This window comes from Qipengyuania sp. CAU 1752, assembly GCF_054482615.1.
Genome location: NZ_JBTLRE010000001.1, coordinates 1386388 through 1401602, shown reverse-complemented (window position 1 = coordinate 1401602; position 15215 = coordinate 1386388). Strand labels below are relative to the sequence as shown.

Genomic DNA, 15215 nt, shown 5'->3' with positions numbered 1-15215 from the left:
TCTTCAGGCCGCGGCTATTGCGCCGCAGCCTTTGTCCGCTCAGCCATGATCGGTGGCCCGCGCTTGTCGATAGTCGCCTGTACCGCGCGATAGAACCGCTCCCGCTCTGCCCCCACCCCTTCGCTATCCGTGGCGGTTGGCCAGTTGGAATTCGATGCGATCACCAGCTTGCGGGCGGGATCGATGAAAATGCCCTGCCCAAAAATTCCCTGCGCGGCGAAGCTGCCATCGTCATTGGTCCACCATTGGTAGCCATAGCCCTTGCCCGGTGCGCCGATATCGGCCTGCTTGGTGGTGGCGGCGGCGAACCAGCCTTCGGGAACCACTCGTTTGTCGCCAACCATGCCACCACCGAGCACGAACAGGCCGAAGCGGGCCATGTCGCGCGTCGTTGCCTGGATACAGCAACCGCTGATCTCGTGCCCCGTCGAACCCAGCAGCCAGGTCGCGTCCTGGGCCATGCCAAACGGACGCCACACCTTTTCTGAAAGATATTCGGCCAATGGCTTGCCGGTCGCCTCGCTGACCAGCACGCCGATCAGATTGGTCTCGCCGGTCTTGTAAACCCACTTCTCACCCGCCGGAGCTTCGCGGGGGAGCGTGCGCATATAGGAAACGGTCGCGTCCAGCCCATCCTGGGCCTTGTGGTCGTTGAACCGTGCAACATCTGAATTGGGGTCGGTATAATCCTCGTTCCAGCGAACGCCCGAGGTCATGGTCAGCAATTGCTCGATCGACACATCCTCGTAGGGCGATCCTTCAAGGCCCTTGATATATTTGCTGACCGGGTCCTCGATGCTCTGGATAGCGCCATCCTTCAGAGCCGCGCCAACCATTGTAGAGGTCAGGCTCTTGGCGACCGAGAAACTGGTCCACTTGCCGTCTGCCCCGAAACCGAGGCCATAGCGTTCGAGCACGAGCTTTCCATCATGCACAATCACCAGCGCAGCTGTCCGCTGGCTGTCGAAATAAGCATCGAGATCGTAGTCGAGCTGGAGCGGAAGTCCCTTGGGCAGGGGATAGGCATTGTCACCTGCAGCGATCGTGTGTGTTTCCGCCAGCACTGGCAGCGCGTCCATGGCGCGGAATGCCGCATCGCGTTGCTCGACCGACCAGAACAGCACGTTGCGGTCGGTCGGCATATTGGCGACCAATGCGCGCTGATCTTCATCGAGCGAGAGATAACCGATGCCCACGATGGCGGCGATCACCGCCAATGCTCCCAGAACCCATTTGATCATTCGTTCTCTCCCGAGCGCAATTACGCCTAATCCGCCTTGACCAGCGTCACCTGGTGAACATCGATGCTCCCGGAGCGAAAGCCCCCTTCGCAATATTGCAGGTAAAAGCGCCACAGCCGGACAAACCGGTCGTCAAACCCGTCCGGCAAGTTACCTTGCTGAGCAGCCAGCTCGAAATTTTCGCGCCACGCTTTCAACGTGTCGGCATAATCGACGCCGAAATCGAGTTGATCGCGCCATTGCAGTCCACGCTGTTCGGCCAGCGCGCGAAACTCGCTGGTGCGGATCAGCAACCCGCCGGGAAAAACATAGGCTTGGATGAAATCCGCGCTGGCAGCATAATCTTCGAACAATTCATCCCGCATCGAGATATATTGTAGCGCAGCACGTCCGCCGGGTTTCAGGTTGCGGGCGATACAATCCATGTAAGTAGACCAGTATTCATGCCCCAGCGCCTCGACCATCTCGACGCTGGCGATGGCATCGTATTTACCGGGCGCATCCAGCCCAGTGTCACGATAATCCTGTTTAAGGAAACGCAGTCCGCCGTAACCCTCGCCGTGATGCCGCGCCCAGTCCAGTTGTCGCTCGGACAGGCTGATGGCGTCGACGCTCGCACCGCGCTCGGCCGCGGCATGTGCCAATGTGCCCCAGCCGCAACCAATTTCCAGGACGCGGTCGCCCTCGCTCAGCTTAAGCTGGTCGAGCACGGCGGCAATCTTGCGATGCTGCCCGCCATCAAGATCGCGCGCCTCTCCACCATCGAACAGCGCGCTCGAATAGGTCATCGTTTCGCCCAGCCATGCCGCGTAAAAATCATTGCCGAGATCGTAATGCGCCTGGATGTTACGCTCGGATCCTTCACGCGTATTGGCGTTGAGGCGATGCGCCTGACGCAAGGCGCGGCGCCACAGGCTCTTGGCGCGGCCCGCACTCTTGAGCGTCAGGGCATTCTGCCCGAATACCGCAAACACCGGCACGAGGTCGGGAGTTTCCCATTCGCCCGCCTCCCACGCCTGGTACCACCCGATCGAACCGCTGGTCGCCAGCCGGACAAGGCCCATCCAGCTCTTGAGATCGATGACAGCGTCAAATCCAGGATTGCGACCGCCGAGCAATCGCGTCGTCCCGTCGGGCAGGTGGCCCAGGATCGACCCCTGCTCCAAGCCGCGGTCGATTTGGTCGAGCAGCTTTCCGAATCCCGGCGCGAGCAGGCGAGCGAGCAGGCCCGGCGCGGTTTCAAACCGTGCCGCCCCGTCGAGCAATTCCGCTCCGCGTCTGCTACCTGTTGCATCCATGATGCCAGCCTATGCCGCGCAGGCATGGCGCGGGCAAGCCTGTCGCGTTGCCTCAGCGCCCCTTCATCGCGCGATAGGCGTCGAGCGCACGCTCGCGCCCCTCCTTATGGGCAATGACCTTGGCCGGATAGTTCTCCGGCCTGCACCCATGTGCTTCGGGGTCATGGATGATTTCATCTGGTAGATCAGCAAGTTCTGGCACATAGCTGCGAATGTAGCCGGCCGCGTCGAACTTCTCGCTTTGCGTCAGTGGCGCCATGATCCGACTGAACATGTTGGAATCGACACCGGTCCCGCTGACCCATTGCCAGTTGGTGCCATTACTGCCGTAATCGGCATCGACCAGGCAGTCCCAGAACCAGCGCTCGCCATGTCGCCAGTCGATCAGCAGGTGCTTGATGAGGAAGCTGGCAGTAATCATCCGCACACGGTTATGCATCCAACCGGTCTGCCAAAGCTGGCGCATCCCGGCATCGACAATCGGATAACCAGTTTGGCCCTGCTGCCAGGCTTCAAGATCGCCCTGGATCAAATGGCCGCGATTGGGATTGCGCCACTCAAAATCCTCGAATGCGTCGCGGTAGCTTTCACGCGGGTAATCGGGGAACTGGCAGATGACATTCTGCGCGTAATCGCGCCACAGCAGCTCTTTCTCGAAGGTTTTCCAACCGGCTGAGCGCTTGTCTTTAAACCGGTGCCATATCTGTACTGGCGAAATCTCACCATGATGGAGGTGCGGGGACAGCCGGCTCGATTGGTCGACCGAGGGGAGATTGCGGCCATCGTCATATTTGCCGACGTGATCGCTCCACCATTCCAATCTTTCGTGCGCAGCCGCCTCGCCGACTTGCCAGAATTTGCGAAAGCCGCCGGCCCAGTCGGGCCTGTTCGGCAGCAGGTTCCAGTCTGCCAGGTCGTCGCACGCAGGCCATTGATCGGGTGAGGCGACCGTTTCGGGTTCCGGCAACACGTCACGCGGAGGCATTTCGGCCAGAGCCGAGCGCGCGAAGGGGGTATAGATCTTGTACGGATCGCCCGATCCGGTGGTGATGTGGCCGGGCGGGAAGAGATAGTTGCCATCTTGAAGCTGAAGGTCGATTTCGGCCGCCAATTCGCTTTCGGCCTGTTTCCACCACGGTTCGTAATGACGATTGGCGTGAATGGTCGCGGCCCCGGTGACATGGGCGACTGCGAGTAATTCCTGCACAGCGTCGCCGCGTCGCAGGACAAGTTGCGACTGGCGCTGGCCGAAACTGTCTCCAAGACTTTCGAGTGAATGATGCAGCCACCAGCGCGCCGCGCCGCCCAGCCTGTGCTCACCGGGACGCTCATCGTCGAGGACATAGACCGCGACCACAGGTCCGGCCTGTGCCGCGTGAAAGAGCGCGGGATTGTCCGCCATGCGCAGGTCGCGGCGGAGCCAGACGATTTGGGGATTGGACATGCGGGAACAGCGGGTCAGGGAGCGGATGGTTCCTTGCACACCCCCGCTGGCAACGCGACGGTGAACCGATCCCGCGCCATCGGGTCGTAGAACCGTGCATCGCGGAGGAGCACCGAGCCGTCTGGTGCGCGCTCCGCATAGGGCGCGCGGGACCAGAAGAGGAAGGCTTTCTGTTCGCCTGTAAGCGTTGCTCGATAAAGATCACCCATCACACACACGCCGTCGGTCAATCTCTTGCCAAAAACCAACTCTTTTCTAGGCTCCCAATCGACCTCGTACCAATTAAACATTGGATCGACATAAAGAACCTCGCGCTTCCAGAAGGTGATGGGCAACGGATTTGCGATTATGTGCGTTGGCTCGTGATGAAAGCTCAAAGAAAAATCACTGACAGCCTTCGCCGTAATCGCCCCATTCATCCCCACATACGCCAGCGCCACCGCTGTCGCCACGCGCGCGGGCCGCTTCCACTCCCCGCCGCGCTTCTCCCGCCGCAGCGAGAACCACGTGGCAGAGCCCATCAGCGCCCACAGCCAGACGTCGATGATGAATAGCGTGTCGCCATAGAACCAGCGGCTCGAGAACGGTTCCAGCAGGCGGATGCCATAGACGTTGAGCCAGTCGAGCGCCGGGTGGGTGAGGCAACCGATGAAGCTCAGGAAAAACAGCCATTTGAAGCTGACCGGCGATCGCCCCTCCGGCCGCGTCCCGCGCTTCTTTTGCCAGCAGTCGAAACCCCACAGCAGCGCCGCGAGCACCAGCGGCAATACCACCAGCGCAATCGGGCCATGGGTGATCCCGCGCCGAAAGCCGAGGTGCTCCACACCGTCGAGCCAGAAAAAGCACGCTGCGTCCACATCGGGCAGGTTCGCGCCGATGATCAGCGCGGGCATGGCGAACCCGGTCTTCTGCTTGAGTCCCGCCTGCCCGATCAGCGCGCCGACGAGGCTATGAGTAAGATTGTCCATGCGCGCTTTAGTGCCCTATCGCTTCGCTGCCTGAGGGCTATCCCGAGCCTAGATCGGATCCTGCGCCGTCCCATCGACGGTCCAGGTCTGCCCGGAGCCGAGAAGCCTGGCGAGGTTGGCCTGCTTGCCTGCGGTCGATTTCTCGCGCTCTTCGGCGACCGAGGATTCGTAAGTCGGGCGCGGATCGTCATAGATCACGCCCAGCGCCATCGGGAATGGGCCGAAGGGCATTTCAACCAGCATGTGAGCGATGACGCGATTGGTCGCATCGTGGACCAGCACGCCAGCATCTTCCCAAGTCTCTTCGGTCGCATCGACCACCTTCAGGTGCAGCCCGTCACGGTCGAGCGCGATGCCCTTGTCGAGGCCTGTCTTGGGCTCGCCGAACAGCATCGGCTTGCCATGTTCAAGCCACAGCTGGCGGTCGCCTGCGCCCTTGGGCGCGGCGAAATCTTCGAACACGTCCTTGTTGTAGACGATGCAGTTCTGGAAAATCTCGATGAAGGCCGCGCCTTCATGGGCGTGGGCGGCTTTCAACACGTCGGGCAGGTTCTTCGACACATCGAAGCCGCGACCGACGAAGCGCGCGCCCGCACCCAGCGCGAAACTGGCGGGATTGGCTGGCCGGTCATACGACCCGATCGGGGTCGAGGGGCTGCGCGTACCGAGCCGGCTGGTGGGCGAGGACTGACCCTTGGTCAGGCCGTAGATCTCGTTGTTGAACAGCATGATCTGCATGTTCACATTGCGCCGCAGGACGTGCAGCATGTGATTGCCGCCGATGGAAAGGCCATCGCCGTCGCCGGTCACCAGCCAGATATCGAGCTCGGGATTGGCCAGCTTGGCCCCCGTTGCCACTGCCGGTGCACGGCCGTGAATGGTGTGGAAGCCATAGGTTTCCATGTAATAGGGAAAGCGGCTGGAGCAGCCTATGCCGCTGATGAAGACGGTATTCTTGGGGTCACAGCCCAGTTGCGGCAGCGTGCGTTGCACCGCTTTGAGGATCGCGTAGTCCCCGCAACCCGGACACCAGCGGACTTCCTGGTCGGTCTCCCAGTCCTTGAGGGTGGTTTCGAATTTCACTGGAGCGTTCATGGGCCTGCCTGTCGGGACTTAGTGTGAGATGTTGCGGCGGCTGGAACCGTCGTCGTGGCCGGATTCCCGGGTTGGCAACTGATCGTCGTTAGTCGGCACCTGGCCACCCTCATTATCTTCGATGCCATCGAAGAACTTGGCTATTTCGGCTTCCAATTCGGCGATCTGGAACGGTTGCCCGCTGGTCTTGGTCAGCGGCTGCGCATTGACCAGGTACTGGTCACGCAGGACGGTCTTGAACTGGCCGGTGTTCATTTCCGGCACCAAGACCTTGTCATAGCTTTTCAGCAGCGCGCCCAGATTGGCAGGCAGCGGCCAGATATTGCGAACATGGATCTGGCTGACATCCATGCCATTGGCGCGGCTGCGGTTCACTGCCTGATGGATCGGACCATAGGTGCTGCCCCAGCCGACGACGACCAGTCGGCCGCCTTCCTGGCCGACTGTGACTTCCTGGTCGGGCACGGCGATATTGTCGATCTTGTTCTTGCGGGCATCGGTCATCGCCTGGTGGTTGTCGGGCGAGTAATCGATATTGCCGGTTTCCTCGTGTTTCTCGATCCCGCCGATGCGGTGCATCAGATCGGGCGTACCTGGCTTGATCCACGGGCGCGCCCCCTTCTCGTCGCGCTTGTAGGGCAGCAATTGCTCGCCGCGCGGCTCGGTCATGAACGTGACCGGGAATGGGTCGTAGTCAGCCGGATCGGGGACTTTCCACGGCTCGGCGGCATTGGCGATATAGCCATCGGTCAGGAGCATCACCGGCGTCATATACTGCACCGCGATGCGCACAGCTTCAATTGCGCATTCGAAGGCGTCAGACGGGCTGCGCGCCGAGATGACGGGCATCGGTGCATCGCCATTGCGACCATAGATGGCCTGGTAGAGATCGCTCTGCTCGGTCTTTGTCGGCAGGCCCGTTGACGGGCCGCCGCGCTGCGAATTGACGATGACAAGCGGCAGTTCGGTCATGATGGCAAGCCCCATCGCCTCGCCCTTCAGGGCGATGCCGGGGCCGGATGACGAAGTGACACCCAGGCTGCCCGCCCAGCTCGCGCCGATGGCAGCGCAGATGGCGGCAATCTCGTCTTCGGCCTGGAATGTGGTGACGCCATATTCCTTCAACCGTGCGAGATGGTGCAGGATCGCGCTTGCCGGGGTGATTGGATAGCCGCCGAAGAACATCGGCAATTCGGCCAACTGTGCCCCTGCAACGAGGCCGAGCGAGATCGCTTCAGCCCCGGTAATTGTGCGATACAGACCCGGCGCGGTTGGATTGGGTGGGATGTGCACCTGCCGCAGAGGGCCGGACAGCTCGGCCGTCTCGCCATAGGCATGGCCGGCATCCAGGGCAGCGATATTGGCCTTGGCGATATCGGGCTTGTTGCGGAATTTCTGGTTGAGCCAGTCATGGATCGGCTCGCGCGACCGGTCGAACATCCACAGCGCAAGGCCCAGCGTCCACATGTTCTTGGACCGCAGCGCGTCTTTGTTACCAAGTCCGAATTCCTTGACCGCCTCGATCGTCAGCGCACTGATATCGAAGGCCAGCAGCTTGTATTTTGCCAGGCTACCGTCTTCCAGCGGATTGGTTTCGTACTTGGCCTTGTCGAGGTTGCGCTTGGTGAACTCGCCGGTGTCGGCAATGATCAGTCCGCCGGGCTTGAGCGCCGACAGGTTCACCTTGAGCGCCGCGGGGTTCATCGCCACCAGCACGTCGGGAGCGTCGCCGGCGGTCGATATCTCGCGACTGCCAAAATTGATCTGGAAAGCCGACACGCCGAACAGCGTGCCCTGCGGCGCGCGAATCTCGGCCGGGAAATCCGGGAAGGTCGCGAGATCATTGCCCGCAAGCGCGGTCGAGAGCGTGAACTGGCCGCCCGTCAACTGCATCCCGTCGCCGCTATCACCCGCAAAGCGGACAACCACGGCATCGGGTGATTGGGAAGAATCGGGGCTCTGCGCCGCCTGGGTAGCCATATGCATTCCTCTTCACGCGCCGCAAACGCGCGCCAAACATCGGTCGGGCTGGCCACCTAGGTGCGCCTATCACCTCGGGCAATCAAGTTTTTCTGTCAGATCAGCTATTCGGCAAGTGGACAGGCAGGCACAGAGCGTTATGCCTTTGCGCACATAGGAGACTGGCGATGCAGGATACCGAATTTTTCGTGCGTGAAGATGTGCGGGCGTTTCTGCAATTGCTCGAACAGGCTGGCGGCGCCTCCATTGACGAGGTCTCGCTGGAGGAAGCACGCGGCGCTTACATGGCGTTGCACCAGATGGCTGATGCCCCGGCACGCGACCTGGCGGTGGTACGCGATCTATCATGCCCCGGCCCTGCGGGAGGCATTCCGCTGCGCCTGTATGACAAGCGGGCAGATCGCGCTGCAGGGCCTATTATCATGTTCTTTCATGGCGGCGGCTTCGTGATCGGTGATCTCGATACCCATCACAATTTGTGCACCGAAATCGCCGCACAAATGGACTTGCCAGTTGTAGCCGTCGACTATCGCCTCGCGCCTGAACATCCGTTCCCCGCCGCGATAGAGGACTGCATCGCTGCCTCGCGCTGGGTCGCCGAATCGCATGACGCTCTCGACCGCAAGGCCAGCGGTATTATCCCCATTGGCGATAGCGCTGGCGGCAATGCCGCCATCGTCGTGAGCCAGTCGCTGGCGCAGGATCCTGCCGATGCTCCTGTCCTGTTGCAGGTGCCGATCTTCCCGCTGGCTAGCGACAGCTCTGGTTCTACCAGCATCGAAGCTTTTGCCGACGGCTTCGTGCTGACGCGCACCGCGATCGAGTTTTTTGAAGCGGCCTACAAACCCGATAAGTCCGATCCGCGAGCGATGCCGATTCTTGGCCGGCACGAGGATACGCCGCCGACGGTTCTGGTCACCGCGGGGCTGGATCCGATCCGCGATTCGGGCCGCGATTACGGTGCTGCTTTAGCTAAAGCGGGGATCGACCACGTGTTCCTTGAGATGAAAGGCGTCACGCACAGCTTCACGAATTTGCGCAAGGCGGTTCCGGGAACGCAGAAGGATCTGGAAACGATATTCGCAGCCATGCGGATGCTGCTTGAAAGGGGCGCGCACTAATGGTTGAAACGCTCGCCTACCGCCGCTGCGCCGGGGTCATGCTGGCCAATCGCGAAGGCAAGGTGTTCGCTGCCCAGCGGATCGATTCGAAGAACCTGGGTGCATGGCAGATGCCGCAGGGCGGTATCGATCCCGGCGAAACTGAAGAAGAGGCCGCGCTCCGCGAACTTGAGGAGGAGACCGGCGTCAGCCGCGATCTGGTCGATATCATCGCCCGGATGCCCTACCCCGTCCGCTATGACTTGCCACCTGAACTGCACGGCAAATTGTGGGGCGGGAAGTATCGCGGGCAGGAACAGCACTGGTTTCTGGCCCGGTTCAAGGGCAAAGACAGCGACATCGATATCGAGACGCATGATCCGCCGGAATTCTGCGAATGGGAATGGGTCGAGCCCGAGGCTCTGCCGGACCTGATCGTGCCGTTCAAGCGCGAGGTCTATCGCGCGGTCGTCAAGGAATTTGCCGAACTGGTGTAGACCGCGTCGCAGGTTTTGTCAGTTCTGCGTCACTTGCGCATCGGGCAACACTGCCTCGGCGGTCAGGACACGGGCCTGGGGACCCCGCGAAATGGCCATCGCAAGCTCGCGCGTCTCAGCGCAATCTGCGCCGCAGAGCGCGCGGAGGCGGGACAAATTTCCGCGCGCCTTTTCGACTGCGCCCTTTTCCACGAGCGCCGCTCCCTCGCCTGAAATCGCGGCATAATTGTCTGGATCGCGGCTTAAAGTCTCGCGGTAGTAACCTATGGCCTTGCCCTGCAACCCTTCACGACGTGCGGCTTCGGCCAAGTCGAGGTAAATCGGCGTATAGGCCGGATCGACTGCCAGCGCGGTTTCAAACGCGTCGATGGCGCGTTGCGGCTGGCCGGCTTCAAGCGCTGCGCGCCCCTCTGCCACCAGTTGCGCGGCCCGAGGGTGAGGTGCTGGCTCGCTCGCCCCGCCAACGCTCGACTGCACGGCCAGAAACAGCGACAGGACAGCGGCGACAGGAGCGTAACGCATTACATTTTCCTTCCAGCGGGAATTGGCAAGGGTCGGACGGGCAGCCATATCGGCCCTGCTTAGCATGGCAACGCTGCACGCGCGATGAAGAACCCGTCCGTACCGTCATGGAACGGGGTCAGGCGCATTCCTTGCCCCCGCGTCCGACCGAGCGGCAGGTCCAACTTGTCCGCCTGCCATTGTGGGTGATTTTCGAGGAATGCGGCGAGCCTGTCCGGTCCCTCCGCGTCGAGCAGCGAACAGGTGACAAAAACCAGCCGCCCGCCAGGCCGGACCAGCTGCGCGGCAATATCAAGCAAGCGATCCTGCGCCACCGCATAGCGGCTAAGCATGTCCGGCGTCAGACGCCACTTCGCCTCCGGCTTGCGGCGCAAGGTGCCTGTGCCCGAGCATGGCGCGTCGACAAACACGCAGTCGGCCTTGGCCCGATAATCGGCCAGCTTTTCGAGTTCGCTACCCGGATCAAGCAACACGGTCTCGATCATGCCAGCCCCGGCGCGGTTGGCCCGGGGGGTAAGTTTGGAAAGCCTCCCGCGATCTGTGTCGGAAGCGATAAGCGTTCCCTGCCCATCCATCGCTGCCGCCAGCGCGAGCGTCTTGCCGCCTGCTCCGGCACACAGGTCGATGATCGTCTCGCCGGGATTGGCTTGGGCCGCGAGGCAGGCCAATTGGCTGCCGAGATCCTGCACCTCGACATGGCCTTCGCGCCAGGCCGGCCATTGTTCGACCTGGGTGCCCGAAGCCAAGCGCAAGGCTGTGGGGAGCGCCAGCGGCTCGCCCTCCTCGGGCAAGGTTAACTCACCAGGAGCAGCTTTGAGCGTATTGATCCGCAGGTCGAGCGGCGCCCTGCCCATCAGCGCGGCTTGTTCGCTCGCGTCGAGGCCCGAGGCGTCAAGCGCCTCGACCAGCCAGGCGGGAACAGGGCCGCCTGCGGCGGGCTTTTCATTCTTGCCGATTGCCGGGGGACCGTATTTCGAGCCGTCGAAACAAAGTTTGAGGGTTTCGTCGGTCTCGGTCAGGCGAAGCATCGCGCTACGGCCGGTTTTTGGCACCTCTGCGCAGGCGCGTATTGCGTTGTAGACCAATTCGCGAACTGCGCGACGATCCTTGGATCCGGCGTAACGATTGTTGCGCGCCCAATCGGCCATGATCCGGTCGGCGGGAGCACCCTCCTTACGCGCACCCTCGATCACCCGATCGAGGATTTCGATGGCGGCCTGGACACGTGCAGCAGGGGTCATTGGCCGGTTCCAGGCTTAGCGCGTCGGATAATTGGGTGCCTCGCGAGTGATGGTGACATCGTGGACATGGCTTTCGGTGAGGCCCGCATTGGTGATGCGGACGAATTGCGCGTTCTCGCGCAGCTCCTCGATGGTGGCGCTGCCGGTATAGCCCATCGCTGCCTTGATACCGCCTACCAATTGGTGGATCACGTCCTTGGCCGGTCCCTTGTAAGGAACTTGGCCCTCGATCCCCTCGGGCACCAGCTTCATCGCGGTGACGTCCTGCTGGAAATAGCGGTCGGCGCTACCGCGGGCCATGGCGCTGACGCTGCCCATGCCGCGATAGCTCTTGTAGCTGCGGCCCTGGTAGATGAAGGTATCACCCGGCGCTTCTGAAGTACCCGCCAGCATCGATCCGATCATGACACAGGATGCACCCGCCGCAAGCGCCTTCGCGGCATCGCCGCTGGTACGCAGTCCGCCGTCACCGATCACCGGAACGCCCGATTTCTCCGCTTCTTCCGCGCTTTCCATGATCGCGGTCAACTGCGGCACGCCAACCCCGGCAACCACGCGGGTCGTGCAGATGGAGCCGGGTCCGATGCCGACCTTCACGCCGTCAGCGCCCGCGCCGACGAGTGCCTTGGTCGCTTCGGCAGTAGCGACATTGCCAGCGATGATCTGGACCGAATTGCTCAGCTTCTTGGCCCGTTCAACCGCGCGCGCAACTTCCTTGTTGTGGCCGTGTGCGGTGTCGATAATGACGACGTCGACTTCCGCGTCGATCAGCGCCTCGGTGCGTTCGAAGCCCTTGTCACCGACTGTAGTCGCGGCTGCCACGCGCAACCGACCGGCTGCGTCCTTGGTTGCGTCAGGGTATGTGACCGCTTTTTCAATATCCTTGACGGTGATCAGCCCGATGCAACGAAAGGCGTCGTCGACCACCAGTAGCTTTTCGATCCGGCGCTGGTGCAACATCCGCCGCGCTTCTTCCTGGCTGGTGCCAATCGGAACAGTGGCGAGATTGTCGGTCGTCATCAGCTCGCGCACCGGCTGGAGCGGATTTTCTGCAAAGCGAACATCGCGGTTGGTGAGGATGCCGACCAGCTTGCCTGAACGGTCGGTCACCGGGATGCCGCTGATGCGGTGTTGCTGCATCAGCGCCTGCGCTTCACCCAGCGTCGCGTCGGGAGCGATGGTAATCGGATTGACCACCATCCCGCTCTCGAAACGCTTGACCGCGCGGACTGCGGCGCATTGCTCGTCGACCTCGAGATTGCGGTGCAGCACGCCGATCCCGCCCATCTGGGCCATGGCGATGGCCATGTCCGCCTCGGTCACGGTGTCCATTGCCGCCGAGATGACGGGAATGTTGAGCCCGATTTCGCGGGTCAGCCGTGTACGCATGTCTGCCATGCTGGGCAGCACGTCACTTTCAGCCGGGCGCAGCAGGACGTCGTCGAAGGTTAGGCCGAGGGGGATGTCTTTTATGGGCACGAGGTGTCTTTCGCAGGTCTGGCGGTGAGAATCGTGCGCCGCCCTGTAACCGGAAGCATGCGTCACGGCTAGTGGCCGATTGCTATCGTTCCCCCGGCCGATAGGCTTCCACGCTGCCGAAATGATCCAGCAGCGCGATATGGGTGAAGATATCGTCGGTCGCTCCACCCAGTTCCATAGCCTCGGTCCATTCGTCGCCGGGCCCGTGGTAGCGCCCTGTCAGGAATGCGCCCAGTGTCTCCTCGTCGCCAAAGGAGGTGCTAACCAACACCGCTGGCACGTCGCGGCTTAGCAGCGCCCAGCCATCCTGTCGCCGCACGAAGCGCTGGTGATCTTCCTGCACGTCGAGCCGGCCACCGATCTTCGCTATGACCGCGGCGATACCTTTGTCGAGCGGCGTCCGTCCCCACCCGATCACTGTCGTCGGCGACCCGCGCTTGGCGATGGCAACGGTATCGATGTTGAAGGCGGCGACGATGGTCGGCAGCGGCATCGGCGGGTCGAGTGCGAAAGCCTCGGCTCCCAGCAAGCCGGATTCCTCGGCCGTCGTAGCCATGATGTAGAGATCGCGGTCGAGCCCGCCCGACGCTGCAAGCCGGCGCGCCACTTCCAGCATTACGCCGATGCCTGAAGCATTGTCGACGGCACCGTTGCACAGGCGGTCCACAGCAGCAATTGGCGCGCATGCATCTCCGAGGTGGTCCCAATGTGCCAGCACAAGCACAGCGCCGCTTCCTGGAACCCGGCCGGGGAGCTTTCCAATGATGTTTGCGCTTTCCACCCGGCTCGCATCGGCCCTGACATTGAGCGATACCGTGTTGCGCATCCGCCATGACCCAGCTTCGCGGCGCACCGCTTCCCGGCGCAGACCGTCAAGCGTTCCAGCCAACGGTGCGGCGAAGCGCCTGCTTTCGTCCGGCCCAAGGACCACGAGTGCAGGCAGACGGTTGCTTTGCGCAGCGAGCCGCAGTTTGTCACTCGTAACGCCGCGCGAAACCTGCGCGAAAATGTCTTTGTCGTCCGTGAGGATTATGACCGCTTCGGCGCGCGATTGCAGCAGCGCATTCGCATCTCCCGAATCGAGCATGTCCGAGAATAGCACCGCGACACGGCCCCGCAGTGCACCCTCAAACGGCTGCTTGGCATCGGGTGCAAAGACCGTCAGGCGACTGTCGACGACAGTCGCGTCAGTAATTCCCGCACGCATCAATACGTTCTCGCCGGAAACGAAGGTCCGGTCGCCAAGAGTCAGGGCCCCCTCACCCAATGCCAAGCGCACCAAATCGACCGGCTGGACATAACTCTCATCGTTCGCGCCCGGGGCATAGCCGTACGCCTTCAATGCCTCGGTCAGGTATGACTGGGTCTTGCGTCCGCCATCGGTTCCCGGCTCCCGCCCGCCATATTCAGCACTAGCCAATATCTGGATGTGCTGCGCCAGCGCAGCCTTGGCGATCGCGAAGTCGTCCGGAGCCTTGGCCACGCTTGCGCATCCCGCAAGGGCGAGTGCGGCGGCGATCGCCAGCGCAAACCTGATCCGGATGGTCATACGAGTTTAGTCCCTATTCCGCGGTCCAGCCGCCATCGATGCTCCAGTTGGCCCCGGTGACATTGCCCGCTTCCTCGCGGCAGAGAAATGCGGCAAGTGCGCCGACTTCTGCCGGCTGGACAAATTTCTTGGTCGGCTGCTTGGCCAACAGGACATCGTTGATGACCTGGTCCCGGCTCAACCCGCGCGCCTTCATCGTATCCGGAATCTGCCCTTCGATCAGCGGGGTCCATACATAGCCGGGGCTGATGCAATTGGCCGTCACGCCGGTTTGCGCCAGTTCGAGCGCAATGGTCTTGGTAAATCCGTCGATGCCGTGCTTGGAAGCGTTATAGGCACTCTTGAATGGCGACGCGGTTTTCGAATGGGCGCTGGCTGTGTTGATGATGCGGCCCCAGCCCTTCCCCTTCATCGCCGGCACAGCCAGCCGCGTGGTGTGGAATGCTGCCGTGAGGTTGAGCGCGATAATCAGGTTCCACTTGTCGACCGGAAACTCTTCCACCGGCGAGACGTGCTGCATTCCGGCATTGTTGACGAGGATGTCGACCGCACCGATCTGGCCCATCATATCCTCGATGGCCGCGACGTCGGTCAAGTCGGTCCCGTAATGCGCCGCATCGCCCATCTCGGCCTGCAGTCTTGCGATTTCCGACTTGTCCCCGAATCCGTTCAGGATCACTTCTGCGCCCTCAGCGTGCAGCGTCTGCGCGATGGCGAGGCCAATGCCCGATGTGGACCCGGTTACCAGCGCACGCTTGCCTTCTAGGAACATCGCATTCTCCTGAGGATTGGGTAAATTGA

General features: G+C 62.0%; 13 protein-coding genes. 2 read left to right on the top strand and 11 right to left on the bottom strand.

All coding sequences use genetic code 11. The features are described 5' to 3' along the window. Nucleotides 1–14 precede the first annotated feature (14 nt). The 6 genes from ACXYL9_RS06855 to ACXYL9_RS06830 are packed head-to-tail and all read right to left on the bottom strand — an operon-like array spanning nt 15 to nt 8026. Nucleotides 15–1241 (bottom strand): serine hydrolase domain-containing protein, encoded by a 1227-nt coding sequence (locus ACXYL9_RS06855; RefSeq protein ID WP_459038834.1) that lies wholly within the window; start codon nt 1239–1241, stop codon nt 15–17. 26 nt (nt 1242–1267) lie between these two features. Further along, on the bottom strand, nt 1268–2539 hold the full coding sequence (locus ACXYL9_RS06850; RefSeq protein WP_459038833.1) for a class I SAM-dependent methyltransferase: 1272 nt from the start codon (nt 2537–2539) through the stop codon (nt 1268–1270). Nucleotides 2540–2591: 52 nt separating this feature from the next. Next, nucleotides 2592–3983, bottom strand: a complete 1392-nt coding sequence (locus ACXYL9_RS06845) for a cryptochrome/photolyase family protein (protein WP_459038832.1) — start codon at nt 3981–3983, stop codon at nt 2592–2594. Nucleotides 3984–3997: 14 nt separating this feature from the next. After that, nucleotides 3998–4951 (bottom strand): metal-dependent hydrolase, encoded by a 954-nt coding sequence (locus ACXYL9_RS06840; RefSeq protein WP_459038831.1) that lies wholly within the window; start codon nt 4949–4951, stop codon nt 3998–4000. Nucleotides 4952–4999: 48 nt separating this feature from the next. Beyond that, nucleotides 5000–6046 carry a 2-oxoacid:ferredoxin oxidoreductase subunit beta gene (locus ACXYL9_RS06835; RefSeq protein ID WP_459038830.1) on the bottom strand — a complete coding sequence of 349 codons (1047 nt, stop codon included), beginning with the start codon at nt 6044–6046 and terminating at the stop codon, nt 5000–5002. 18 nt (nt 6047–6064) lie between these two features. Continuing rightward, a complete protein-coding gene (locus ACXYL9_RS06830) occupies nt 6065–8026 on the bottom strand; it encodes a 2-oxoacid:acceptor oxidoreductase subunit alpha (protein WP_459038829.1) in 1962 nt (653 codons plus the stop codon). Between the two features lie 167 nt (nt 8027–8193). On the opposite strand from ACXYL9_RS06830, the gene ACXYL9_RS06825 reads away from it, so the two are divergent. Further along, nucleotides 8194–9147, top strand: coding sequence for an alpha/beta hydrolase fold domain-containing protein (locus ACXYL9_RS06825; protein ID WP_459038828.1), 954 nt, complete (start codon nt 8194–8196; stop codon nt 9145–9147). Then, nucleotides 9147–9623, top strand: coding sequence for an RNA pyrophosphohydrolase (locus ACXYL9_RS06820; protein ID WP_459038827.1), 477 nt, complete (start codon nt 9147–9149; stop codon nt 9621–9623). The genes ACXYL9_RS06825 and ACXYL9_RS06820 overlap by 1 nt, the downstream gene beginning before the upstream one ends. A gap of 18 nt (nt 9624–9641) precedes the next feature. Here the strand turns inward: ACXYL9_RS06820 and ACXYL9_RS06815 are convergent, their stop codons facing one another. The 5 genes from ACXYL9_RS06815 to ACXYL9_RS06795 all read right to left on the bottom strand — a co-directional run bounded on the left by ACXYL9_RS06815 (nt 9642) and on the right by ACXYL9_RS06795 (nt 15186). Then, nucleotides 9642–10145, bottom strand: coding sequence for a tetratricopeptide repeat protein (locus ACXYL9_RS06815; protein ID WP_459038826.1), 504 nt, complete (start codon nt 10143–10145; stop codon nt 9642–9644). Between the two features lie 59 nt (nt 10146–10204). Beyond that, the gene (locus ACXYL9_RS06810; RefSeq protein ID WP_459038825.1) at nt 10205–11386 is read right to left on the bottom strand and encodes an RsmB/NOP family class I SAM-dependent RNA methyltransferase; all 1182 of its coding nucleotides are present in this window, start codon (nt 11384–11386) and stop codon (nt 10205–10207) included. Between the two features lie 15 nt (nt 11387–11401). Then, on the bottom strand, nt 11402–12865 hold the full coding sequence (gene guaB, locus ACXYL9_RS06805) for an IMP dehydrogenase (RefSeq protein WP_459038824.1): 1464 nt from the start codon (nt 12863–12865) through the stop codon (nt 11402–11404). An 82-nt stretch (nt 12866–12947) separates the two neighbouring features. Further along, on the bottom strand, nt 12948–14414 hold the full coding sequence (locus ACXYL9_RS06800; protein WP_459038823.1) for a M28 family peptidase: 1467 nt from the start codon (nt 14412–14414) through the stop codon (nt 12948–12950). A gap of 13 nt (nt 14415–14427) precedes the next feature. Next, nucleotides 14428–15186 carry a 3-hydroxybutyrate dehydrogenase gene (locus ACXYL9_RS06795; protein WP_459038822.1) on the bottom strand — a complete coding sequence of 253 codons (759 nt, stop codon included), beginning with the start codon at nt 15184–15186 and terminating at the stop codon, nt 14428–14430. Between the last annotated feature and the right edge of the window lie 29 nt (nt 15187–15215).